This window comes from Paracoccus homiensis (genome assembly GCF_900111675.1).
Classification (GTDB): domain Bacteria; phylum Pseudomonadota; class Alphaproteobacteria; order Rhodobacterales; family Rhodobacteraceae; genus Paracoccus; species Paracoccus homiensis.
On the sequence record NZ_FOHO01000001.1, the window covers coordinates 172,352 to 195,749 of the forward strand.

Here is a 23,398-nt window from a genome sequence, read left to right on the forward strand (position 1 = left end):
GCGCAGCCCTAGCCATAACCCGCGCCCTTGGCGAGGGTTTAACGCATGAAGCGGCGCAGAATACCCAGCCCCTGCCGGGCACGATGGGCGGTCTGGCGGGCCTTGCGGGCCTGATCGGGGGTCATGGGCTTGCCATCCTTGCCCCCGCGTCGGGCCAGATGATCCACCCCCTTGCGCGTCCCCCAGTTCAGCGCCTGATGGATCAGCATCGAAATCAGCCTGTTCATCCCTGGCTCCTATTCATCCTCGAACAGATCTTCGGCGGGAATACCGGGGTCGCCCTCATCTTCGTCATCAGGCTCGGCCATCGGGATCCCGGTTTCGGTGGGCGGGCGCGATTCCAGCAGGCCCGCCGCGCGCAGTTCCGACAACCCCGGCAGGTCGCGCGCCGATTCCAGACCGAAGTGATCCAGGAACGTCTCGGTGACGACAAAGGTTGCGGGCCGACCCGGCGTCATCCGCCGGCGCCCCATCCGCACCCATTCCAGTTCGATCAGCTGATCCAGCGTGCCCCGACTGACAGCGACGCCGCGGATTTCCTCGATTTCGGTGCGGGTGACGGGCTGATGATAGGCGATGATGGCCAGCGTTTCGATGGCCGCGCGGGACAGCTTGCGCTGTTCGACGGTTTCGGTCTGCATCAGAAAGCCCAGATCGGCGGCCGTGCGAAAGGCGTAACCATCGCCGATCCGTTCCAGCGTGACCCCCCGCCCCTGATACAGGCTGCGCAGGCCCCGGATCGCCTCGGCGGGGTCGCAGCCATGCGGCAGGCGGTCGGCCAGTTCGCGGACCGAAACCGGGGTGGCGGCGGCAAACAGAATCGCCTCGACCATGCGCTGTTGCTGTTCGATCGGCGGCGGCGGAAAATCCGGGGCCGCGGGGTCGCTGTCTGGAAACTGGTCTGTCACGTCGGCTTGCGTCGGATGGTAATGGGGGAAAAAGTATCGTCCTGCCGTATCTCCAGCGTGCCCTGTCTGGCAAGCTCCAGCGACGCGGCAAAGGTCGCCGCCGTGGCCGAACGACGGCGCGAGCCATGCACATCCCAGCCGTCGGGCAGGAAATCCGACAGATCGGTCCAGTCGCCCGCAAAGCCGACCAGCTGCCGCAACCGGTCCAGCGCCTGTTCCATCGAATAGATATCGCGACGGTCGAAGGCATAGGGCCGGAATTCATCGCGCGTCTTCAGCCGTGCATAGGCACGCATCAGGTCGATCAGCCCGGCCTGCCATTCGGTACGGCGCTTGCGGCTGACGGTTTCGGGGGCCCCGCGCTGAAACCGGTTCAGCCCCAGACGGTCGCGCCCCATCAGCCGCGCCGCGACCTGCCGCATCGCGTCCAGCCGCTCTAGCTGAAAGGCCAGATGGGCGGCCATTTCCTCGGCCGATGGCCCCTCGGCTTCGGGATCGGGCGGCAGCAGCAGACGCGATTTCAGAAAGGCCAGCCAGGCCGCCATCACCAGATAATCCGCCGCCAGTTCGATGCGCAGCTTGCGGGCCTGTTCGACAAAAACCAGATACTGTTCGGCCAGATGCAGGACCGAGATCTTCATCAGGTCCACCTTCTGCGTCCGCGCCAATGTCAGCAACAGGTCCAGCGGCCCTTCAAACCCATCGACATCGACGATCAGCGCCTCTTCGGCGCGACGCTGCGCGACGGCATTCGCGTCATGTGTACCAGCCCCCCGCGCATCGTCGGGCGACGCGTCAGGGACCGGTTTCAGATAGGGAACATCGACGGGTTTCGGCACGGGAACTCCGGCAGGTGGGACAGGCAGTCAGGGTCGACCCTTGCCCCGCCCCTGTCAAGCATCCGCCGCCGTGGGCACAAGGCGGCTGTACTCATCCCACAGCGCCTTCAGATCATCGTCCTGTGGTGCCTGCCGCATGGCCAGCGCGGCATCGGCGCGACGCATCGCCTCGTGCCCCATCCGGCCGGCGGCAGCGACGACGGGTTCCATCCCGGCGATGTCACGATTGCAGTGCAGCACCAGATCGCAACCTGCCCTGATCGAGGCCGTGGCGCGATCGGCCTCGGATCCCGACAGGGCGTTCATGGTGATGTCATCGGTCATCAGCAGCCCGTCAAATCCGATCTGCTGACGGATCAGCCCGATCATGCGCCGTGACGCCGTGGCGGGCGCATCGTCCAGCGCGGTAAAGCGGATATGCGCGGTCATTCCCATCGGCAGATCCGCCAGCGCCCGAAACGGCGCGAAATCCAGTCGTGCAAGATCGGCCTCGGCGGCGGCGACCACCGGAAGATCCTTGTGGCTGTCGGCGATGGCACGGCCATGACCGGGCATATGCTTCATCACCGGAAGGACACCTGCCGCCAGAAGACCATCCGCACAGGCGCGGCCAAGTTCGGCCACCCGCGCCGGATCGGTCCCGAAACAGCGGTTGCGCAAGAAGGGATGCGTGTCGTCCTGCGCCACGTCCAGGGTCGGCGCACAGTCGGAATCGATGCCGGCGGCGCGCAGCTCGGCCCCGATCAGGCGATAGCGCAGCCACATGGCGCGCACGCCCGCATCGGCCTGATCCAGCGGCGGGCACCATTCGCGCCAATGCGGGGCCCGCATCCGCTGAACCCGGCCGCCTTCCTGATCGATGGTGATGACGGCATCGCGCCCCACCGCATCGCGCAATTCGCCGGTCAGACGACGCAACTGGTCGGGGCTTTCGACATTGCGGCCGAAAAGGATGAAGCCCCAGGGATCGGCGGCGCGAAAGAAGTCGCGCTCGGTCGGGGTCAGGCTGGTCCCGGCGATCCCGCCGAGAATGGTCGCGCCGTGGCTCACGGTGCGGCGATCGCGATACAGTCGGTGCCGCCCGCTTTCAGGGCCGAACAGAAGCTTTGCGCATCGGACCGGGCGTCGAAACCCGCGACGCGCAGGCGCCAGAAGGTGCGGCCATTCGACTGGTGCCGCTGGACGACCGGGCCCTTGCCCGAGAACAGCGACCCGAACTTGCCGGACAGACGGCTCCATTCGCTGTTGGCGATGGCTTCGCTGTCGAAGGCGCCGACCTGCACCAGCGGCGCACCGGACGACACGCTGACCGAAGAGGCAGCGGGGCTGGGCGCGGGTGCCGGGGCGGGTTCGGCGGCGGCCTGCACCGGTTTCGGGGCCGTGGCGGCGGCCACGACACGCGTGGTGCGCGGACGCGGCGCCGGACGGGCAGAACTGGACACAGCACCTTGCGGGATGGCCTGCGCCTCGGCCAGCGCGGCGGCGATCGCCGCGGCCTGTGCGGGCGCACCGTTTTCATCGGTCACGACCTCGTTCACCGGACCTTCGGTGGCCGGGGCATCGACGATCGCGGCCTGCTGAACTTCCTGCTGAACGCGCAGACGCTCGGCTTCGGCCGCGGCCAGGGCTTCGGCCTGCGCCTTGGCTTCGCTGTCCGACAGCGGCGTGATGGCCTCGCCGTCGAAGTTGAGCGGAGCCTCGACCTCGGTCGCGGGTTCGCGGGCGGTGGCGCCCAGTTCGCCCATGGCGACATCGCTGTCATCCAACCCGGTCGCGGACGGGGCGATGGCCACGCGGTCGACAGGCGTGGGTTCGGAACCCGCCGCCACATCATTCACCGCATAGCCGGTATAGCTGGTCAGTTCGCCGCCCGGATCATCGGGGGTGGTGCGGGCCTCGCCCTCGATCGCGGCGATCACGGGCACACCCGACACGTCGCGCGACACCAGCTGGAACCCCCAGACAAGCAGTCCGACCATCAACCCGACCGAGGCGACGGCCCCAAGGTAATGCGTCAGCCGGGCAAGCCGGGTGGTCAGCGGGGCCACACCGTCGGGGTCGGCGGCGAAGCGCTGTTCGTCGCCCTGCCCATCGGCCTGGTCCCAATCCTGGTCATAGGAAAATTCGCGCCGCACCTTGTGCCGCGAGAAAACATACCCGCCTTCGCGGAAATCCATCACTGCCATTGCCCACCTGCGCGCCGGTTGATCCGGCTTTACCGTTGACTGCTCGTTCAGTTCCGGCGGGGCACTTGTGAATCAGCGCATTTCCTCGACCGGAGTGACCCCAAGGATAGCGAGACCGGATGAAATGACAACGCCAACCGCCCGTACCAGCGCAATTTTTGCCTGTGTGGTCGCTGCGTCGCCTTCCTGCACAAAGCGCAATGCGTGGTCGTCATTGCCCCGGTTCCACAGGGAATGAAGGTCCGATGCGATCTCATAAAGGAAAAATGCGATGCGATGCGGCTCGTGCGCGCGGGCGGCATGTTCGACCAAGCGTGGCCATTCGGCCACTTTTTTCGCCAAGTCAAGCTCGGCGTCATGGGCAAGAGCGGACAGATCGGCGGCATTCAGCGCCTTGTCCGAGACGTCGATTCCCGCCTCGGTCGCACGGCGCAGCACCGAATGCACGCGGGCATTGGCGTATTGGACATACCAGACCGGGTTGTCCTTCGACTGTTCCAGAACCTTGGCAAAATCGAAATCCAGCGCCGCATCGTTCTTGCGGGTCAGCATGATGAACCGCGTCACGTCGGCGCCCGCCTCTTCGACGACATCGCGCAGCGTGACAAAGGTGCCCGCGCGTTTCGACATCTTGAACGGCTCGCCATTCTTGAACAGCTTGACCAGCTGGATCAGCTTGACGTCCAGCGGCACGCGACCATTCGACAGCGCCTTCACCGCCGCGTTCATGCGTTTGACATAGCCGCCGTGATCGGCCCCGAACACATCGATCAACTGATCGAAGCCACGGTCGATCTTGTCCCAGTGATAGGCGATGTCGGGCGCGAAATAGGTCCATGCGCCGTCCGATTTCTGGATCGGGCGGTCCACGTCGTCGCCATGCGCGGTCGATTTGAACAACAGCTGTTCGCGGGCTTCCCAATCCTCGGGCAGCTTGCCCTTGGGCGGTTCCAGCACGCCGCGATAGATCAGGCCCATGCTTTCCAGGCGCTGGATCGCGGCCTCGATCTTGCCGGTGCCGTACAGCGCCTTTTCGCTGGAATAGACATCCATCTTGACCCCAAGCGAGGCCAGATCCTGACGGATCACCTCCATCATGGCCTGCGTTGCCAGCTCGCGCACATCCTCCAGCCAATCTTCTTCGGGCTTGTCCAGCAGGCTGTCGCCGTATTTGTCCTTCAGCGCCTCGCCGACCGGGATCAGGTAGTCGCCGGGATACAGCCCCTCGCGGATCTCGGGTTCCAGCCCGTTGGCCTCGCGGTAACGCTCGAAGGCTGAACGGGCCAGCACGTCCACCTGCGCGCCGCCGTCATTGATATAGTATTCGCGCGTGACGTCATGGCCCGAAAAATCCAGCAGATTGGCCAACGCATCGCCAAACACCGCGCCGCGCACATGGCCCACATGCATCGGCCCCGTGGGGTTCGCGCTGACGAATTCCACGTTGATCTTCTGGCCGTCACCGATGGTCGAACGACCGAAATCCGCGCCCTGCGACAGCGCCGATTTCACCACGCCGTGCCAGACGGCCGGCGACAGGCGCAGGTTCAGAAAGCCCGGGCCGGCAACCTCGGCCGCGGCGATGCGCGGATCGGTCAGGCGCGCGGCCAGCTTGTCGGCGATGTCGCGCGGCTTCATGCCCGCGGGCTTGGCCAGCACCATGGCCGCATTCGTCGCCATGTCGCCATGGGCCGGGTCGCGCGGCGGTTCGACCGTGACATTGCCATAATCCAGCCCGGCCGGCAGCTCACCCGCCTGTGCCATCTGGTCCAGCGCCTCGACGACGACGCCGCGAAGATCGGTAAAGAGGTTCATTTTCGGCTTCCTGAAGTACAAGCGCGGGTTAACGCCAGCGGATGGGGAAGGTCAACAGCACAGGGACAAACGCCCTAGTCGCGCGGCTTTCCGGCATCGGCGCTGCGCACCTCGTTGGCGGCCTCGTCATCATCGTCGGACAACCCCTCGTCGGGGTCGCGCTGAGGGGCGGGGCGGCCGTCATCGGACAGATCGCCCTCGGTCTCGATCAGATCCCCGTCTTTCAGATCCCCGTCTTTCGCCTGATCGCGCAGCCTGTCAGCGCCCGCCGCACTGTCGCCGCCGGGCACGCTGCCACTGCCCTGCCCGCGCTTGACGGCCTCGGCCTCTTCGCGGGCGACCTCACGGGCGCTTTCGCCGGGTTTTGCCTGCGCTTCATGTTCGCGTTCGATCTGCTGGGCAATGTCGGGCGGCAGCAGCGACACGATGCGGGTATCGGGGCGGTCGACCAGATCGTCTTCCAGGCTGCCGATGAACCACAGCTTTTCATTCTGCACCTGCGCCAGAGGCACCGCGCCTTCCCGCGCGGCCTGCCAGTCGGCAAGGCGATATTCCTCGGTCAGGCGCGTCGTGCGGAAAATCCAGCCATCGGCCAGCAGGTCCAGATATTGCGCCAATGTGCGATTTCCGTCGATGGTCTGCCCCCCCAATTGCGTGGGCAGGGCGTGGCGGGCGCGATCTTCCTTGTGGCGGGCCAGTTGCCAGATATTCTCGCGTCCGAATTCGGGGGCCAGATCGGTCGCGACCAGCGTGTTGTAGGCATCATTGTCCGAAGCCGCCAGAATCCCCGAATAGGCGATGAATTCGACGTTATGTTCGGCCGCCTCGCCCAGAATGTCGCCATAGAAGGTGTGCACAGCCTCGCTGCGGGCGGTACGCAGATGGTCGCGGTTGGTGTCGGTGATCAGCACGTTCACGCCCGCCTTGTCCAGCGCCTTGGCCAGCCCGGTCGCAAACAGCGAGCCGCCCACGATCAGCAGCCCCGGCTTTTCCCCCGAAGTCAGGCCCAGCCGCCGCGCGAAGGGCGCCAGCGTGAAACCGTGCAGCACCACCGTCACCAGCACCAGCACGAAGGCCAAGGGCGCGATCAGCGCCCCATCCTCGATCCCTTCGCCGACCAGACGCTCGGCGAAGATGCCCGATACCGCGACCAGAACCACGCCGCGTGGTCCGGTAAAGGCGATCAGCAGGCGCTCCTTCATCGGCAGATTGGTTCCGATCAGCGATGCCAGCACCGTGACCGGACGCGCGACCAGAACGACCAGCGCGATGAACAGACCCGCCCGCCACCAGTCCAGTTGGGCCAGGGTTTCGAACCTGATGCCCGCGGCCAGCAGGATGAACACGCCCGAGACCAGAAGGATCGTCGCATGTTCCTTGAACCGGTGCAGTTCGTGATAGCTGGGCAGATCGGCATTGGCGATCACCAGCCCCATCACCGTCACCGCCAGCAGACCGCTTTCATGCAGCAAACTGTCCGAGCCTGCAAAGACCCCCAGCACGGCCACGAACAACAGCGGCACCTTCATGTATTCAGGCACCCAGCCACGGCGGAAGGACTGCACCACCAGATAGCCGACCACCGCACCGATGACGGTGGCAAAGCCGATGCCCAGCATCAATTGCCCCAAGGCCTCGCCCCAGGTGACGCCGGTATTGCGCACAAGCACGATTTCCAGCGCGATCACCGCGACCAGCGCGCCGATCGGGTCGTTAACGATGCCTTCCCATTGCAAGACCTGCGCGGGCCGTGATGTCAGTTTGGCCTGACGCAGAAGCGGCGCGATCACGGTCGGTCCCGTGACGATCATGATGCCGCCGAACACGATGGCCGATTCCCAGCCAAGCCCCGCCCCGAAGGCCAGCGCAAGCGAGGACATCACCCATCCAAGCGGCGCACCGATATAGACCAGCCGACGCACCGCCGGGCGCGCATCGGCCAGCTTGCGCAGGCTCAGCGTCAGCCCCCCCTCGAACAGGATGACCGCGACGGCCAGGGAAATCATCGGCGGGATGATGTCGCCGATATCGCGCGACGGCACGAAGATCCCCGTCACCGGGCCCAGCAACAGACCCGCCAGCAACATCAACACGATGGCGGGCAACCTGAACCGCCAGGCCAGCCATTGCGCCCCGACCCCGGCGATACCCACCACGGCGAAAGCCTGCATCGGGCTAAGCCCGCCGGTCAGTTCGGTTGCCATCTTGTCCCTGTGCGCTGTGTTCGTTCAGAACCTTCATACAGCCATAAAGTTTCCAAAACATGCCATTTCGTTGGGGTCGGGACGGGAAACATTGACCTCCTGCACGCTTTGGTCTAGGCGAATGCTGGCCTGCATCCGGCGGGCCGACCGAAGGGGCGTGCGGAATTGCGTCCCATGAAATGCCGCAGGCACCATACGGGCGCGCGCGGCACGGAACGCGAACGCGCACAGACGTGGCGCAAGCCTGGAAAGCCCTGAATGACGAAATTCTCTGATCTGAAGCTGGACCCCAAAGTTCTGAAGGCCATCGGCGAGGCCGGCTATGAAAACCCGACGCCGATTCAGGCCGGTGCCATTCCGCCCGCCCTGGAAGGCCGCGACGTTCTGGGGATCGCGCAGACCGGGACCGGCAAGACCGCCAGCTTTACCCTGCCGATGATCACCCTTCTGGGCCGTGGCCGGGCACGGGCGCGGATGCCGCGCAGCCTTGTGCTGTGCCCCACCCGCGAACTGGCCGCGCAGGTTGCCGAAAATTTCGACATCTATGCCAAGCACACGAAACTGACCAAGGCGCTGCTGATCGGCGGCGTCAGCTTTGCCGAACAGGACAAGCTGATCGACCGTGGCGTCGACGTCCTGATCGCGACGCCGGGCCGCCTGCTGGACCATTTCGAACGCGGCAAGCTGATCCTGACCGATGTGAAGGTGATGGTCGTGGACGAGGCCGACCGGATGCTGGACATGGGCTTCATCCCCGATATCGAGCGCATCTTCCAGCTGACGCCCTTTACCCGTCAGACCCTGTTCTTCAGCGCCACGATGGCCCCCGAGATCGAGCGCATCACCAATACCTTCCTGCACGCCCCCGAACGGATCGAGGTCGCACGTCAGGCCACGACCAGCGAAACCATCACCCAGCGACTGGTCGAACTGACCCCGACCCGCCGCGATCAAAGCGCCAAGCAGAAACGCGAATTGCTGCGCGCGCTGATTGATGCCGAAGGCGATGAACTGAAAAACGCCATCATCTTCTGCAATCGCAAGACCGATGTCGATATCGTCGCGAAATCGCTGCAAAAGCATGGCTATGACGCCGCGCCCATTCATGGCGATCTGGACCAAAGCCACCGCACCCGCACGCTGGAAAGCTTTCGCGACGGCAAGCTGAAACTGCTGATCGCCTCGGACGTGGCGGCGCGTGGTCTGGACATTCCGGCCGTCAGCCACGTTTTCAACTTCGATCTGCCCAGCCATGCCGAGGATTACGTCCACCGCGTCGGCCGGACCGGTCGGGCGGGCCGCAAGGGCACCGCTGTCAGCATCTCGACCCCGCATGACGAAAAGCTGCTGGCCGCAATCGAGGGGCTGGTGAAACAGACCCTGCCGCGCGGCGATGTTCCGGAAGGCTTTTCCCTGTCGGATGCGGCCCAGTCGGCGCCGCGACCCCGTGACGACCGCAAGGGCGGCCGCAACAGCAACCGGCGGCGTGGTGGTCGCCGCGACGACGATCAGGCGCAGGACGACAAGCCCGTGAACAAAGCCGAGACCCCGCGTCAGGACGAAGGCGAAAGCCCCCGCAACACCGATCGCAACCGCGAGGATCGCAACGGCAATCGCGGTGAGAACCGTCGCGACGACCGCAATGACAGCCGCAATGACAACCGTCGCGATGATCGCCGTGACGACCGCCGCGATGATCGTCGCCGGGGCCGGGGCCGCGAAGATCGCGGACCAGCGGTGATGGGCATGGGCGACCATGTCCCGCAATTCATGCTGGTTCCGCTGCGCACGACCGCGCTGGATGGCGATGCGGACTCTGCGGATGCCGATGTGACCGAAAACGCCGCCCCCGAAGTTCAGGCCGAAGAGCCGAAACCGACCAAGCCCAAGCGCAGCCGCTCGCGTCGCAAGCCGAAATCCGACGAGGCAAAGCCCGAAATCAGCACCGCCGAGACGGTCGAAACCCCGGCAGCCGACGCCCCGGACCAGGCACCTGCCGCCCTCGCAGCGGACAGCGTGACCGAGGCCCCGGCTGAACAGGCCGCCGCAACCCCGGCAGAACCTGCAGCCGAAACCGCGGCAGAACCCGCGCCGGCCAAACCCAAACGCACCCGCCGCAAGAAGGTCGAGGAAACCGCCACGACCGAGGCCGACGGCACGACCGAGGAAAAGCCCAAGGCCCGCAAACCGCGTGCCCGCAAGCCCAAGGCCGAAGACGCCCCCGCCCCGGCAGAGGCTGAAGCGACGACGACGGAAGAAGCGCCCAAGCCTAAGCGGACCCGCCGCAAGAAGGCCGAAGAGCCCGCCGCCGAAGCCGGCGACGACGCTCCAAAGCCCAAGCGCACGCGCCGTAAGAAGACCGATACGCCGGACGCGGCGGCGCAGGACGCCGCCCCCAGCGCCGAAGAGCCGTCGAACTCGGACGCATAAGGGCCCGGCATGTCCGCCCGACGCCGCAGCCTGACCTTTCCGCCGCGTCTGTTGCGGTCGCACAGGCCCGCGTTGCGGCATCTTCTGTCTGACCTTGCCCTTGGCGCCATTGCGGCGCTGGGGCTTGCGCCTTTCGGCATCTGGGCCCTGACTCCGATCGCGCTTTCCGTCCTGATCTGGCGCATGGCCCGCGCCCCGTTTGCGGGCACGGCTTTCTGGCATGGTCTGGCGGGCGGCATGGGCTGGTTTGCGCTGGCGATGCTGTGGATCGTTGAGCCGTTTCTGGTCGAGCCTGAAATCTACGGCTGGATGGCGCCCTTTGCGCTGATCCTGATGGCGCTTGGCGGGGCGATGTTCTGGGCCGTCCCCAGCTGGATCGCGGCGCGGCTGGTGCTCGACTGGCGGGCGCGGTCACTGGCCCTGACCGCGGGGCTGATCCTGTCTGACTGGCTGCGCGGCTGGATCTTTACCGGCCTTCCCTGGGCCTTGACCGGCCATGTCTGGACCGACACGCCCGTGGCGCAACTGGCGGCCTATTCCGGCGCCATCGGCCTGAGCGCGCTGACCCTGATCATGGCGCTGCTGCCGGTGCTGATCTGGCGACCCGTGGCGCAGCCGGTCCTGCGTTTCCTACCCGGCGCGGTTCTGTCGATCCTGCTGCTGGCGGGGTCATGGGCGACGGGCCTGGCCCGTCTGGCCGCGCCCTTGCCCCCGGATACGGCGACGCGGCTGCGCATCGTGCAGCCCAATGCCGCCCAGCACCTGAAATGGGACATCGCCTGGTCCGAGGAATTCTTTCGCCGGCTGATGCAGTTGTCTTCGGAACCGGGCGCGCGGGATCTGGTGATCTGGCCGGAAACGGCGGTGAATTTTCTGCTGAACGATGCGGGCGAGGTCTTGCCCGCAATGTCGCAGGCGGCGGATGCGCCGCTGGCGCTTGGCATCCAGCGCCGCGAAGGCAGCCGATATTACAACAGCCTCGCCATGATCCAACCGGGCGGCGCGGTCGGCCAGGTCTATGACAAGTTCCACCTGGTGCCTTTTGGCGAATATGTGCCCTGGGGCGACGCCCTGTCGCAAATCGGGATCGGCGCCTTTGCCGCGCAGCAGGGTCACGGATATTCCGCCGGTCCGGGGCCGATGATCCTTGACCAGCCCGGCATTCCCGCCTTTCAGCCCCTGATCTGTTACGAGGCCGTCTTTCCACAGCATCTGCGTGGCCTGGAACGCCGCCCCGAATGGCTGCTGCAGGCAACGAATGATGCCTGGTTCGGCAAGATTTCCGGACCTTATCAACATCTTGCACAGGCAAGACTGCGTGCGATCGAAACCGGACTACCGCTGATCCGCGCGGCCAATACCGGGGTCAGCGCGGTGATCGACGCGCATGGCCAGATCCGGGCTTCGCTGCCCTTGGGGGTTCAGGGCAAGATCGATGCCGCCCTGCCAGGCGCGCTGCCGGAAACACCGTGGCTGCGGATCGGGCCCGCGCCTGTGGTCGGGGCGGCGCTGATGGTGCTGTTTCTTGCCGGGATCTGGTCGCGCCGTCATCGGCGGCACGACCGTCTGACCTGATAGCCGCCGTATCAGTCGCGGAAAAAGCGGCTGTCCTTGATCTGATCCCAGGCCCAGACGACCTCGGACAGGCGTTCTTCGTCGGAACGGTCGCCGCCGTTCATGTCGGGATGCAGATCCTTGACCAGCGACTTGTACTGTTTGCGGATCTCGGTCCGGGTCCAGCCATCCTTGGCCTCAAGGATTTCCAGGGCCTTGCGTTCGGTCGGGGGCAGCTTGCGCGCGACCTTGGCCCGCGCCTCGGGCGAGGTGCCGTTCGCACCCAGGATTTCATGCGGATCACTGACACCGTGACGCGCCCATTTCTGGTCCTCGGTCGATTTGCCGAAGGGCTTGGTGGGCCGTTCCCAGACCGTCGCATTGTCGATGAATTGCTGAAATTCTTCTTCGGACTGGCCTTGGAAATAGTTCCAGTTCGCGTTGTATTCGCGAACATGTTCTTTGCAGAACCAGAAATAATCATCCAGATTGCGCGGATTCTTGGGCGCGCGGTATTGCCCCGGCTCGTTGCATCCTTCTTTCTCGCACATGCGTGTCGAGGTCTCGAAGGCGCCGGACATACCGCGACGGCCTTTTGAACGCCGCTTCTTGTCCTTGGCGGCGGAAATGTCGAATCCGAACGGGTCGTTCCTGCTCATTTTGGGGCACCTTTGCGACTCGGAGGCGGCAGTTTAGGCTTTTTCACGCGACATGGAAGGTCTTGACGAAAGGATATGCGAATGATCGCGGATGAGATGCGCCGGAAACTGGCCGAATTGCAGCCCTCGGCGCTTGAGGTGATCGACGAAAGCGAAGGCCATCGCGGGCATGCCGGCTGGCGCGAAGGGGGCGAGACCCATTTTCGCGTTCGCATGACCAGCCCCGCCTTCGCCGGGCTTGGCCGGGTGCAGCGGCATCGGCTGGTTCATCAGACCCTGGGCGATATCGTGCCGCGCATCCACGCGCTTGCGCTGGAACTGTCGGAAAACTGAGTTGTTAGCGCCGACAGGCTTGCCCGCCCCACAGGCGCCGCGTAGTAGTCCGGCGGGTTTCGTACGAATGGAGGAAGGCGGATGACCGCGCCGAAGGATTTCAACGACCGCATGCTGTCTCTGGGTCTGGCCCGTGTCAGCGAGGCTGCGGCCCATGCCTCGGCCCGCCTGATCGGGCGCGGCGACGAGAAGGCCGCCGATCAGGCCGCCGTCAACGCCATGCGCGATCAGCTGAACATGCTGGACATCAAGGGCGTCGTCGTCATCGGCGAGGGCGAGCGCGACGAAGCGCCGATGCTGTTCATTGGCGAAGAGGTCGGCACCGGCGAAGGCCCCGAGGTGGATATCGCGCTGGATCCGCTGGAAGGCACCACGCTGACCGCCAAGGACATGCCGAACGCGCTGACCGTGATCGCCATGGCCCCGCGCGGCACACTGCTGCACGCACCCGACGTCTATATGGACAAGCTGGCCATCGGGCCGGGCTATCCGGTGGATGTCGTCAGCCTGGACATGAGCCCGGCCGAACGCGTGCGCGCGCTGGCTGCCGCGCGCGGCTGCAAGGAAAGCGACATCACCGTCTGCATCCTGGAGCGTCCGCGCCACGAGGACATGATCGCCGAGGTTCGCGAAACCGGCGCCGCGATCCGCCTGATCACCGATGGCGATGTTGCCGGCGTGATCCACTGTGCCGAGGCCGAGATGACCGGCATCGACATGTATATGGGGTCCGGCGGCGCCCCCGAGGGCGTTCTGGCGGCAGCCGCGCTGAAATGCATGGGTGGCCAGATGTGGGGTCGCCTGCTGTTCCGCAACGACGACGAAAAGGGCCGCGCGAGGAAGGCCGGGATCACCGATCTGGACCGGATCTATGCGCGTGACGAACTGGTCACCGCGGATGTCATCTTTGCCGCGACCGGCGTGACCAACGGCTCGATCGTGGCGGGCGTCAAGCGCGAGCCGGGCTATCTGCAGACCGAGACGATCCTGATGCGGTCAAAAACCGGATCGGTCCGTCGCATGATCTATCGTAACCCGGTGAAGTAACCGCGGAGCATCGGGGGCTTTGCCCCCGTCCCGTTCCGGGACTCCCCCAGGGTATTTCGACAAAGAAGAAGAGATCGCGTGGCATTTCTGGGCGTTGAACAGTCGCTGACCGGGCGACGCTGGGTCGGGCCGGAGCCGACGCTGGACCGGCTGGCCGAGGGATTGGCGCAGAAAGCCGCGCTGCCCCTGCCCGTGGCGCGGGTTCTGGCCGAACGCGGCGTCGAAGCCGAGGATGCCGAGGGCTTCCTGTCGCCCAAGCTGCGCGATCTGTTGCCCGATCCCCTGACGCTGCGCGACATGGAGGCCGCCGCCGAGCGGATCGTGGCCGCCGCCACCCAGGATCAGCGGATCGCGGTCTTTGCCGATTATGATGTGGATGGGGGCACCTCTGCGGCGCTGTTGCTGGACTGGTTGCGCCAGCAGGGTCGCGATGCGACGCTGTATATCCCCGATCGGATCGATGAGGGATATGGGCCCAACGTGCCTGCGATGACCGATCTGGCCGCGCGGCACGATCTGATCATCTGCGTCGATTGCGGCACCCTGAGCCACGATGCGCTGGCAGCGGCCAGCGCCGCCGATGTGATCGTGCTGGATCACCATCTGGGCGGCGAGACACTGCCGCCTGCCCTTGCCGTGGTGAACCCGAATCGTGCGGACGAGGATGGCGCGCTTGGGCATCTGTGCGCTGCGGGGGTGGTGTTCCTGACACTGGTGCAGGCCGGGCGCGTTCTGCGCCGTCTGGGCAGGCCCGAGCCTGCGCTGATGCCGATGCTGGATCTGGTCGCATTGGCGACCGTGGCCGATGTCGCGCCGCTGATCGGTGTGAACCGCGCCTTTGTGCGCACGGGGCTGGATGTGATGGCCCGCAGGCAGCGACCCGGTCTGGTCGCGCTGTCGGATGTTGCCCGACTGGACGGGCCGCCGAATGCGTTTCACCTTGGCTTTCTTCTGGGCCCTCGGATCAATGCAGGGGGCCGTGTCGGCCGCGCGGATCTGGGTGCGCTGTGCCTGTCGACCCGTGACGCGACCGAAGCCGTTCGGCTGGCGGCCCAGCTGGATGACCTGAACCGCGACCGCCGCGCGATCGAGGCTGCGGTGCGCGAAGAGGCCCTGGCGCAGGTCGAGGCGCGCGGCGATAGCGCCCTGTCATGGGCCGCGGGCGATGGCTGGCACCCCGGCGTGGTCGGCATCGTGGCTGCACGCATCAAGGAAGCCACCGACCTGCCCTCGGTCGTGATCGGGATTGATGGCGGCATCGGCAAGGGCAGTGCGCGTTCGGTGCCCGGCGTCGATCTGGGCCGTGCGATTCAGCGCCTGGCCCGCGAAGGGCTGCTGCTGAAGGGCGGCGGGCACGAGATGGCGGCAGGCCTGACCGTCGAGGCCGACAAGATCGCATCCGCCATGGCGCGTCTGGCCGAACTGATCGCACGGGATCTGGCAAATCGCAGCGGCACCCGCGATCTGCGGCTGTCGGGCCTGCTGGAGGGCGCGGGGGCCACGACCCAGATGTTCCGTCAGCTTGAGAATGCCGGTCCCTATGGTCAGGCGGCCCCGGCCCCGCGTTTCGCCTTTGCCGATCAGATCATCGAAAGCGCGGGCACGATGGGCGAAAACCATCTGCGCCTGTCCTTCCGCAGCGCCGGTGGCCCCGCCCTGGAGGCCGTTGCGTGGGGGGCGATGAATGGCCCGCTGGGACCGGGTCTGATCGGCGCCAAGGGTCGGCGCTTTCATCTGGCGGGCAAGCTGGAACTGTCGACCTGGGGCGGGCGCGAACGGCTGCGCCTGCGGCTGGACGATGCCGCACCGGTTCAGGCCGGCTAGGCATCCAGGCTTGCACCCATCCGCGAACTGCTGTTCGCATTGACCAAAATTGCCACAGGAGCCTGTCATGAACGTCTATACGCTGCTGGTCGAGGTCGGCCGCAAGGCCGGTGACGGGCTGCCCGATGGTTGCACCGGCGCCGCGCTGATGTGCTATGCCGCCGCACGGGACGAGGCCGAGGCCGTGCGCGAAACCGTCGCCATCCTGAAACAGGCCGACATGGCACCGCTGGACGTGACGGGCTATGGCACGCTGCAAGAGCGGCTGGATGAGGGGCATGACATCGACGATGACGAACGCGCGCTGATGAAGCGCGCCGCCGACGAAGATGCGGTGATCATCGCCCAGCTTCAGCCCTTCTTCAAGGATTTCGGCGGCCCCGCGGGCGAAGCCTGAAACCGCCGATCGTCCCGGTCCCGCCCCTATCCAAATCACCGGGGCTTGGTTAGACTGCGTTCACAATAATAACCGCAGCAGTCACGGACAGGCGATCCTATGAGCGTTTCTCGAATCACCCTATGTGCCGCCCTTGTCGGCGCACTTGCATCCTGCGCCTCAAGCTATAGCCGGATGCCGGTCAGCACCGGGTCCACGGTGACCCCGGCGGCGATCCCCGCCGCCTCGGCCAGCGACGAGGCCGGCCTGCAGCAGTTCGTGCAATCCTTTCGCCCGCGCGCGCTGTCCTCAGGGGTTTCGGCCTCTACCTATGACCGGGCGATGCGGATCGCACGCTATAATCCCGACGTGATCCGCCTGGACCGCAAGCAGGCGGAATTCTCGCGTCCGGTCTGGCTGTATCTGGACAGTGCCGTGTCGGATGCGCGGATCAGCACCGGGCGCGAAAAGGCCGCGCAGTTCAGCAGCACGATGTCCGCGATCGAGGCCCGCTATGGCGTCCCGCGCGAGATCGTTCTGGCCGTCTGGGGCATGGAATCGAATTTCGGCGCCAATCGCGGCAAGATGCAGATCATCCCCTCGCTGACGACGCTGGCCTATGACGGTCGCCGCGGCGAGATGTTCCAGAACCAGCTGATCGCGGCGCTGAAGATCCTGCAGGCAGGCGATACCGATGCCGAACATATGCTGGGCAGCTGGGCCGGGGCGATGGGACACACCCAGTTCATGCCGACCTCGTATCTGGAATATGCGGTCGATTTCACCGGCGATGGCCGCCGCGACATCTGGTCCGACGATCCGACCGACGCCCTGGCCTCGACCGCGGCCTATCTGGCACGCAACGGATGGCAGCGCGGGCAGGCCTGGGGCGCCGAGGTCAAGCTGCCCTCGGGCTTCAACATGGGCCAGATCGGCAAAAGCACCCGCAAGTCCAGCGGCAACTGGGCCTCGCAGGGGGTGACGCGAATCGGCGGCGGCAGCCTGCCTTCGGGCAACGGCTCGATCATCATGCCGGCGGGCGCGAACGGTCCGGCCTTCCTGATCCTGGACAACTTCCGGTCGCTGCTGCGCTACAACAATTCAGACAACTACGCGCTTGGTGTTTCCTTCCTGGGCGAACGGATCGCCGGGCGGTCGGGCATTCAGGGCGGCTGGCCGCGCAACGACCGGCCCCTGTCCACGTCGGAGCGCAAGGAAATCCAGCAGCGCCTGCGCGCGAAGGGCTTCTACGATGACGAAATCGACGGCCTGTTTGGTTCCGGCACGATGGAAGCCGTGGTCGCCTATCAACGCTCGATCGGGGTGACGCCGGACGGTTACCCGACCTCGATCCTGCTGGACCAGCTGCGCCGCTGATCCGACGCCACGTCATCCGCGCGAAGATCGAATTTTCGCGCGGATGGAACAAACTGTCTGAAAAAACAATTGGCCCCTCACGGGAAAATGTTGTCAGACTAAGGCATTACCATTTGCCGGAGGATGATCCGTGAAAAAGATTGCCATTCTGTCATTGGCCGCGGCTGGCCTGTTGGCCGCCTGCTCGCCCGAAAGCTATGAAAGCGCGCCCGTGACCGTGGACACGCCACAGGGTCCGGTCGTCTGTCAGCTTTATACCAAGAATCTGCTGGACTGGGATCGCTCGATCTCGCGCCCCAGCACGGTCAGCGTCGAGGACGCCGATACGATCTGCAAGAACGAAGGCGTTCGCCAGCAGCAGTCGTGAATGCAAAAGGCCCCCGACACCGGGGGCCTGACGCGCCTAGGCCAGATGGTCTGAAAACGCACCCAGAACCTGACGATAGACATCGCGCTTGAAGGGCACGATATGGTCGATCAGGTTATCCGCCTGCATCCAGCACCAGCGATCAAATTCGGGATGCGCGGTGTCGATCCGGATATCGGCGTCGGTCCCCGCAAAGCGCAGCAGATACCATTTCTGCCGCTGGCCGCCATATTTGCCCTTCCAGACCTTGCCCAGCAATTCGGGCGGCAGGTCGTAACGCACCCAATCGGGCGTTTCGGCCACAACGCCGACAAGATCGGCGCGAACGCCGATCTCTTCTTCCAGTTCGCGCAGCGCAGCCTGACGCGGGGTTTCGCCCTTGTCGATCCCGCCCTGCGGCATCTGCCACGCGCCGGGGGTGTCGATGCGCTGGCCCGCAAAGACCAGCCCATCGCCATTCATCAGCACGACCCCGGCGCAATCGCGATAGGGCAGCCCGCCAGGGCCTGTCACTCCGCTCATTGCTTGGCCGCGCCCTGATCCTCGGACGGGGCGCCCTCGCCAGTGACGGCAGGCGTCTGGGCGGCTGGCACCTGTTCGGCGCGGAAATTCACGGCGGCCAGACCCTTCAGCACATCGACGGCATAGGCCAGCTGGTAATCCTCATCGCGCAGCTTGGCCGTGGCCTCGGTTTCGGCGGCCTCTTCCTCGATCTGCTTGCGCTCATCCTCGCTGATCGAATCGTTGCTCAGCGCGCCGCGCAGATCGGCCTCGGACCGGCTGAAGCTGGAATTGCTGCGCGGTTCGTCGCCCTCGTCCTCGTTCACGGGGGTGCGCGGCTGGGCGACGATGATATCGGGCTGAATTCCCAGCGACTGGATCGACCGTCCCGAAGGCGTGTAATACCGCGCCGTCGTCAGGCGGATGGCGCTGTCGGAGGTGACCGGCATGACCGTCTGGACCGAGCCCTTGCCGAAGGTCTTTTCCCCCACGACGATGGCGCGGCGGTGATCCTGCAGCGCACCGGCCACGATCTCTGACGCGCTGGCCGAGCCGCCATTGGTCAGCACGACCATCGGCTTGCCCTGCGCCAGATCGCCCTCTTCGGCGTTCCAACGCTCGCTGTCTTCGGGTTTGCGACCACGGGTGCTGACGATTTCGCCGGCATCCAGAAAGGCGTCGCTGACGCTGATCGCCTGGTTCAGCAGACCGCCGGGATTGTTGCGCAGGTCGATGACGAAACCGGTGACCTTGTCGATCCCGCCGGCTTCAGCGACAGCCTTGTCCAGTTCGGATTTCAGCGTGTCATAGGTTTCGTCATTGAAGGTCGAGACGCGCAGAACCACGGCATGACCCTCGACCCGGCTTTTGACCACGGTCAGCTTGATCGTGTCGCGGGTCATGGTCAGGTCGAACGGTTCCTGTTCCCCTTCGCGCAGGATGGTGACGGTGATTTCGCTGCCGACCGGGCCGCGCATCATGTCCACGGCCTCGTCCAGCGTCAGGCCCATCATCGACTCGCCATCGACATGGGTGATGAAATCGCCGGTCTTGACCCCGGCCTTGGCGGCGGGCGTGTCATCGATGGGCGAGACGACCTTGACCAGCCCGTCTTCCTGGCTGACCTCGATCCCCAGCCCGCCAAAGCTGCCACGGGTCTGGGTCTGCATGTCTTCGTAATCATCGGCCGACAGAAAGCTGGAATGCGGATCCAGCGATGTCAGCATGCCGTTGATCGCGGCCTCGATCAGATCCTTGTCGCCGGGTGCCTCGACATAGTCGGCACGGACCCGTTCAAAAACGTTGCCGAACAGTTCAAGCTGTTCATAGACCGAGGCATTCTTGCCCGCTTCCTGCGCGACCAGCGGTCCCGCGATCTGGGTCGTCACCAGCGCACCTGCCAGCACCCCACCCAAACCTGCGATCAGATAATGTTTCATTGCGGCCTTTCCTGCCTCAGTCTTCCTGCGGATCCACCACCGGATTCAGCACGAACCAATCCGCCGGGTCCAGTGTTTCCTTGTCCTTGCGCAGCTCTAGATACAGCGTTTCCGTCTGTCCCGCATCCCCGCCGCGTGCGGCGTCTGCCACGAACTGCGCCCCGAATTCCTGTGCCGGGGCTTCGGAACCGCCCATCAAACCAACGGGTTCCCCCGCGCCCAGCACATCGCCGACCTCGCCAAAGACCTGCGACATGCCCGCAAATATCAGAAGATAGCCGCGGGCGGGTTCGACAATCATCACATTGCCGTAATCAAGCAAAGGACCGCGATAGCGGATCGTCGCGGGCCAGGGCGTCGTCACCAGCGCGGCGGGCGCGGTCGCGATGACCCAGCCGGGCCGGCGCACCCCGGCGGCATCGGGCTGATCATAGGGACGCATGATCGTGCCCACCACCGGCAGGCGCAGACTGCCCTGCGCCCCTTCGAAATCATCCATCGGGGCGCCGATATCGGTTTCCATCCGCTCGATCCCGGCGGCGAATTCCTCAAGGCTCTGGGCGGCGTCGCGCAGGTCCTGCAATTCCTCGGGCGCCTCGCCATAGCGCACGGGCATGGTCGAACGATCGGTCACCGCGCTGGTCAGCAGCCGCCGTGCTTCCTGGACCGAGGCAAGGCCGTTGCCCAGCATATCCGCCGCGCCCGCCTGCAATTCGCGCACGGTCGCGATTTCATCCAGATCCTTTTGCAGCCGCTCGGCCTCGGCGCGCAGGCCGGGGGTGACATCCGACAAGATCATGCCCGATTGCGCCGTCGCCAGCGCCCCGCCCGGATGCAGAAGCATCGCGGTTTCGGGGGCCTGTTGCAGCGCGGTCATCGCACCCAGAACACGCGACAGGCGCCCCCTTTCGGCCTGAAACCGGCTGCGCAGTTCGGCCTCGCGCGTGCTGGCCTGACGCAGCCCGTCACGCAATGATGCAAGGCCCTGTTCATAGCCGCGGATCACCTCGGTCAGGGCGGTGACCTGATCGTCGGCGGTCACGGCATCGGCCAGCTTGCCGACCGCTGCGCGCAATTGCGCGGCGGCGTCCTGCGCCTCGGCCACGGCCTGATTGGCAGGGGTCGCGGCGGCGACGCCCGGCCCAGGGGCCGGAGCCGCCATCAACAGGCCACAGGCGGCGATAAGGGAACGAAACAGGCTCATTCGGTGACGATCAGGCTTTCGCCGGTCATTTCCTGCGGCTTGTCCAGTCCCATCAGGTTCAGCACCGTCGGCGCGACATCGGCCAGACGGCCGGACCGCAGCGTTGCGCCCTTGGGGCCGTTGACCACGATGACCGGAACCGGGTTGGTCGTATGCGCAGTATGCGCGCCGCCGGTATCGGGATCGATCATGGTTTCGCAATTGCCGTGATCGGCGATCACCACCGCCGCGCCCCCCGCCTGTTCCAGCGCGTCCAGCATGCGGCCCAACCCCTGATCCACCGCCTCGCAGGCGCGTTTCGCGGCGGGCAGGCTGCCGGTATGGCCGACCATGTCGGGATTGGCATAGTTCACGACGATCAGGTCATAGCCCGCGCCGATCGCCTCGACCAATGCGTCGCTGACCTCGCCCGCCGCCATTTCGGGTGCCAGATCATAGGTCGCGACCTTGGGGCTTTGCGGCATGTGGCGATCTTCGCCGGGTTCGGGGCTTTCCTTGCCGCCATTCAGGAAGAAGGTGACATGGGGATATTTCTCGGTCTCGGCCAGACGGAACTGGCGCAGGCCCTTCTGCGCGACCCAGGCCCCCAGCGTGTTGACCACCTGCTTCTTGGGATAGGCGCTGGTCATGAAGTCGTTGTGACGTTCGCTGTAATCGACCATGCCCAGAAGCGCGGCCCAGTCCGGGCGATCCTCGACATCGAAATCATCGAAATCAGGATCGGCCAGCGCGGACAGGATTTCGCGCGCGCGGTCGGCCCGGAAATTCAGACAGAAGAACCCGTCGCCATCCAGCGCACCGTTGAAGCCGTCGATGACGAAGGGCTGGATGAATTCATCGGTCTCGTCGCGATCATAGGCGGTGGCGATGGCGTCGGCGGCACTGGCCGCGCCCTCGCCCTTGCCGGCGACGATGGCGCGATAGGCACGTTCGACCCGGTCCCAGCGCTTGTCGCGATCCATCGCGAAATAGCGCCCGATCACGGTGCCCACACGGCATCCATCGGGCAGCTTGTCCTGAAGTTCGGCCACGAAGCCCCTGGCCGATTGCGGGGCCACGTCACGGCCATCGGTGATGGCATGCAGCACCACCGGCACACCCGCCTCTGCCACGGCGCGGGCCGCGGCCAGCACATGCGCGACATGGCCATGCACGCCGCCATCGGACACCACGCCCATCAGATGCGCGGTGCCCGCGCTGTCCTTCATCCGCTGGATGAACGCCAGCAGCGCGTCATTCTGGAAAAAGCTTCCGTCTTCGATGGCCAGATCGATCTGACCCAGATCCATCGCCACAACCCGGCCCGCACCGATATTGGTATGGCCGACCTCGGAATTTCCCATCTGCCCCTTGGGCAGACCGACATCCGGGCCAAAGGTGGTCAGCGTCGCATGGGGACAATCGCGCATCAGCCGGTCGAAATTCGGGGTATCGGCCTGATCGGGGGCGCTTTGGTCAGGGCGATCGGACACGCCCCAACCATCGAGGATGCACAGGATCACGGGTTTCGTCATAGAGGCCTCGCGTTCGTTTGCGCCTTGTTACGCCTGCGCGGCCCCTGCGACAACCGTCCTCACTCGCGCAGGCGCCAACCGGTCGCAAAGATCCAACGGATGATCGCGAAACAGGCGCCCACCATGATCGCCACGGCAACCAGCGACACGCCGACCGGCACATCCGCCAGACCGAAGAACGACCAGCGAAAGCCCGAGATCAGGTACAGCACCGGGTTCAGCTTGGCCACGGCTTCCCAGAAGGGGGGCAGCATGGATGCCGAATAGAACGCCCCGCCCAGAAACACCAAGGGCGTGATGACCATCAACGGAATCAGCTGCAACTGTTCAAAGCTTTTCGCCCACAACCCGATGATGAAGCCCAGCAGGCTGAACCCCAGCGCCGTCAGGAACAGGAAGGCCAGCATCCAGAACGGATGCAGGATATGGACGCCCACGAAGAAGAAACTGGTCGCCAGGATGACCAGCGCGATCAGCATCGCCTTGGTCGCCGCGGCACCGACGAAGCCCATCGTCACCTCGATCCAGCCCACGGGCGAGACCAGATATTCATAGATCGTACCGCTGAATTTCGGGAAATAGATGCCGAAACTGGCATTGCTGACCGACTGTTGAAGGATCGTCAGCATCATCAGGCCGGGCACGATGAAGGCGCCATAGGGCACCCCTTCGACCGACTGGATGCGCCCGCCGATGGCCGACCCGAACACGACGAAATACAGCGTCGTCGAAATGACCGGCGACAGCAGCGACTGCATGATCGTGCGGAAGAACCGCATCATTTCATGGTGAAAGATTGCCCAGACACCGGGCCAGTTGAT

20 protein-coding genes and 1 pseudogene are annotated in these 23,398 nt (G+C 65.3%); 8 read left to right on the forward strand and 13 right to left on the reverse strand.

All coding sequences use genetic code 11. The annotated features are described in order from the left end of the window. Positions 1–38: 38 nt before the first annotated feature. From BMX67_RS00905 to BMX67_RS00930, 7 genes are all read right to left on the reverse strand, one after another. Positions 39–227 carry a hypothetical protein gene (locus tag BMX67_RS00905; RefSeq protein ID WP_090731756.1) on the reverse strand — a complete coding sequence of 63 codons (189 nt, stop codon included), beginning with the start codon at positions 225–227 and terminating at the stop codon, positions 39–41. A gap of 9 nt (positions 228–236) precedes the next feature. Beyond that, positions 237–833 carry an SMC-Scp complex subunit ScpB gene (gene scpB / locus BMX67_RS00910; protein ID WP_090732183.1) on the reverse strand — a complete coding sequence of 199 codons (597 nt, stop codon included), beginning with the start codon at positions 831–833 and terminating at the stop codon, positions 237–239. A 71-nt stretch (positions 834–904) separates the two neighbouring features. After that, positions 905–1,747: a segregation and condensation protein A gene (locus BMX67_RS00915; protein WP_425438947.1), complete on the reverse strand. Its 843-nt coding sequence runs from the start codon at positions 1,745–1,747 to the stop codon at positions 905–907. 54 nt (positions 1,748–1,801) lie between these two features. After that, positions 1,802–2,797: a beta-N-acetylhexosaminidase gene (nagZ, locus tag BMX67_RS00920; RefSeq protein ID WP_245739031.1), complete on the reverse strand. Its 996-nt coding sequence runs from the start codon at positions 2,795–2,797 to the stop codon at positions 1,802–1,804. Beyond that, complete coding sequence (locus BMX67_RS19840; RefSeq protein WP_245739033.1) at positions 2,794–3,933, reverse strand: SPOR domain-containing protein; 1,140 nt, start codon at positions 3,931–3,933, stop codon at positions 2,794–2,796. Before BMX67_RS19840 ends, nagZ begins: the two co-directional genes overlap by 4 nt. Before the next feature lie 72 nt (positions 3,934–4,005). Next, positions 4,006–5,748 carry an arginine--tRNA ligase gene (gene argS / locus BMX67_RS00925; RefSeq protein WP_090731759.1) on the reverse strand — a complete coding sequence of 581 codons (1,743 nt, stop codon included), beginning with the start codon at positions 5,746–5,748 and terminating at the stop codon, positions 4,006–4,008. Positions 5,749–5,822: 74 nt separating this feature from the next. Beyond that, a complete protein-coding gene (locus tag BMX67_RS00930; RefSeq protein WP_090731760.1) occupies positions 5,823–7,952 on the reverse strand; it encodes a cation:proton antiporter in 2,130 nt (709 codons plus the stop codon). A 258-nt stretch (positions 7,953–8,210) separates the two neighbouring features. Here BMX67_RS00930 and BMX67_RS00935 point away from each other — a divergent pair. After that, positions 8,211–9,830: pseudogene (locus BMX67_RS00935) on the forward strand (DEAD/DEAH box helicase); the annotation flags it as partial. A 561-nt stretch (positions 9,831–10,391) separates the two neighbouring features. Then, positions 10,392–11,957: an apolipoprotein N-acyltransferase gene (lnt, locus tag BMX67_RS00940; RefSeq protein ID WP_090731763.1), complete on the forward strand. Its 1,566-nt coding sequence runs from the start codon at positions 10,392–10,394 to the stop codon at positions 11,955–11,957. An 11-nt stretch (positions 11,958–11,968) separates the two neighbouring features. Here the strand turns inward: lnt and BMX67_RS00945 are convergent, their stop codons facing one another. Next, positions 11,969–12,595, reverse strand: coding sequence for a J domain-containing protein (locus BMX67_RS00945; RefSeq protein WP_090731764.1), 627 nt, complete (start codon positions 12,593–12,595; stop codon positions 11,969–11,971). 81 nt (positions 12,596–12,676) lie between these two features. Here BMX67_RS00945 and BMX67_RS00950 point away from each other — a divergent pair, with 81 nt between their 5' ends. The 6 genes from BMX67_RS00950 to BMX67_RS00975 all read left to right on the forward strand — a co-directional run bounded on the left by BMX67_RS00950 (position 12,677) and on the right by BMX67_RS00975 (position 17,919). Next, positions 12,677–12,928: a BolA family protein gene (locus BMX67_RS00950; RefSeq protein ID WP_090731766.1), complete on the forward strand. Its 252-nt coding sequence runs from the start codon at positions 12,677–12,679 to the stop codon at positions 12,926–12,928. A gap of 81 nt (positions 12,929–13,009) precedes the next feature. Next, entirely contained in the window at positions 13,010–13,975 is a 966-nt protein-coding gene (gene glpX / locus BMX67_RS00955; protein ID WP_090731767.1) for a class II fructose-bisphosphatase, read from the forward strand. Positions 13,976–14,053: 78 nt separating this feature from the next. Next, positions 14,054–15,799, forward strand: coding sequence for a single-stranded-DNA-specific exonuclease RecJ (recJ, locus tag BMX67_RS00960; protein WP_090731769.1), 1,746 nt, complete (start codon positions 14,054–14,056; stop codon positions 15,797–15,799). Positions 15,800–15,866: 67 nt separating this feature from the next. Continuing rightward, on the forward strand, positions 15,867–16,196 hold the full coding sequence (locus tag BMX67_RS00965; RefSeq protein ID WP_090731771.1) for a hypothetical protein: 330 nt from the start codon (positions 15,867–15,869) through the stop codon (positions 16,194–16,196). A 99-nt stretch (positions 16,197–16,295) separates the two neighbouring features. Further along, entirely contained in the window at positions 16,296–17,552 is a 1,257-nt protein-coding gene (locus BMX67_RS00970; RefSeq protein ID WP_090731773.1) for a lytic murein transglycosylase, read from the forward strand. A gap of 130 nt (positions 17,553–17,682) precedes the next feature. Continuing rightward, positions 17,683–17,919, forward strand: coding sequence for a hypothetical protein (locus tag BMX67_RS00975; RefSeq protein WP_090731775.1), 237 nt, complete (start codon positions 17,683–17,685; stop codon positions 17,917–17,919). A gap of 36 nt (positions 17,920–17,955) precedes the next feature. Here the strand turns inward: BMX67_RS00975 and BMX67_RS00980 are convergent, their stop codons facing one another. The 5 genes from BMX67_RS00980 to BMX67_RS01000 are packed head-to-tail and all read right to left on the reverse strand — an operon-like array spanning position 17,956 to position 23,398. Further along, entirely contained in the window at positions 17,956–18,441 is a 486-nt protein-coding gene (locus BMX67_RS00980) for an RNA pyrophosphohydrolase (protein ID WP_090731777.1), read from the reverse strand. Beyond that, positions 18,438–19,859, reverse strand: coding sequence for a S41 family peptidase (locus BMX67_RS00985; protein WP_090731779.1), 1,422 nt, complete (start codon positions 19,857–19,859; stop codon positions 18,438–18,440). The genes BMX67_RS00980 and BMX67_RS00985 overlap by 4 nt, the downstream gene beginning before the upstream one ends. 16 nt (positions 19,860–19,875) lie before the next feature. Continuing rightward, entirely contained in the window at positions 19,876–21,057 is a 1,182-nt protein-coding gene (locus BMX67_RS00990) for a murein hydrolase activator EnvC family protein (RefSeq protein WP_175479783.1), read from the reverse strand. Positions 21,058–21,059: 2 nt separating this feature from the next. Then, on the reverse strand, positions 21,060–22,577 hold the full coding sequence (gene gpmI, locus BMX67_RS00995; RefSeq protein WP_090731786.1) for a 2,3-bisphosphoglycerate-independent phosphoglycerate mutase: 1,518 nt from the start codon (positions 22,575–22,577) through the stop codon (positions 21,060–21,062). A 59-nt stretch (positions 22,578–22,636) separates the two neighbouring features. After that, a complete protein-coding gene (locus BMX67_RS01000; protein WP_411958274.1) occupies positions 22,637–23,398 on the reverse strand; it encodes an ABC transporter permease in 762 nt (253 codons plus the stop codon).

Bases quoted from the DNA above. Each gene is read 5' to 3' on its own strand.
- BMX67_RS00905 (WP_090731756.1), bottom strand. From the start codon at position 227: ATGAACAGGCTGATTTCGATGCTGATCCATCAGGCGCTGAACTGGGGG.
- scpB (WP_090732183.1), bottom strand. From the start codon at position 833: ATGGTCGAGGCGATTCTGTTTGCCGCCGCCACCCCGGTTTCGGTCCGC.
- BMX67_RS19840 (WP_245739033.1), bottom strand. From the start codon at position 3,933: ATGGCAGTGATGGATTTCCGCGAAGGCGGGTATGTTTTCTCGCGGCAC.
- argS (WP_090731759.1), bottom strand. From the start codon at position 5,748: ATGAACCTCTTTACCGATCTTCGCGGCGTCGTCGTCGAGGCGCTGGAC.
- BMX67_RS00930 (WP_090731760.1), bottom strand. From the start codon at position 7,952: ATGGCAACCGAACTGACCGGCGGGCTTAGCCCGATGCAGGCTTTCGCC.
- lnt (WP_090731763.1), top strand. From the start codon at position 10,392: ATGTCCGCCCGACGCCGCAGCCTGACCTTTCCGCCGCGTCTGTTGCGG.
- BMX67_RS00945 (WP_090731764.1), bottom strand. From the start codon at position 12,595: ATGAGCAGGAACGACCCGTTCGGATTCGACATTTCCGCCGCCAAGGAC.
- BMX67_RS00950 (WP_090731766.1), top strand. From the start codon at position 12,677: ATGATCGCGGATGAGATGCGCCGGAAACTGGCCGAATTGCAGCCCTCG.
- glpX (WP_090731767.1), top strand. From the start codon at position 13,010: ATGACCGCGCCGAAGGATTTCAACGACCGCATGCTGTCTCTGGGTCTG.
- BMX67_RS00965 (WP_090731771.1), top strand. From the start codon at position 15,867: ATGAACGTCTATACGCTGCTGGTCGAGGTCGGCCGCAAGGCCGGTGAC.
- BMX67_RS00970 (WP_090731773.1), top strand. From the start codon at position 16,296: ATGAGCGTTTCTCGAATCACCCTATGTGCCGCCCTTGTCGGCGCACTT.
- BMX67_RS00980 (WP_090731777.1), bottom strand. From the start codon at position 18,441: ATGAGCGGAGTGACAGGCCCTGGCGGGCTGCCCTATCGCGATTGCGCC.
- BMX67_RS00985 (WP_090731779.1), bottom strand. From the start codon at position 19,859: ATGAAACATTATCTGATCGCAGGTTTGGGTGGGGTGCTGGCAGGTGCG.
- gpmI (WP_090731786.1), bottom strand. From the start codon at position 22,577: ATGACGAAACCCGTGATCCTGTGCATCCTCGATGGTTGGGGCGTGTCC.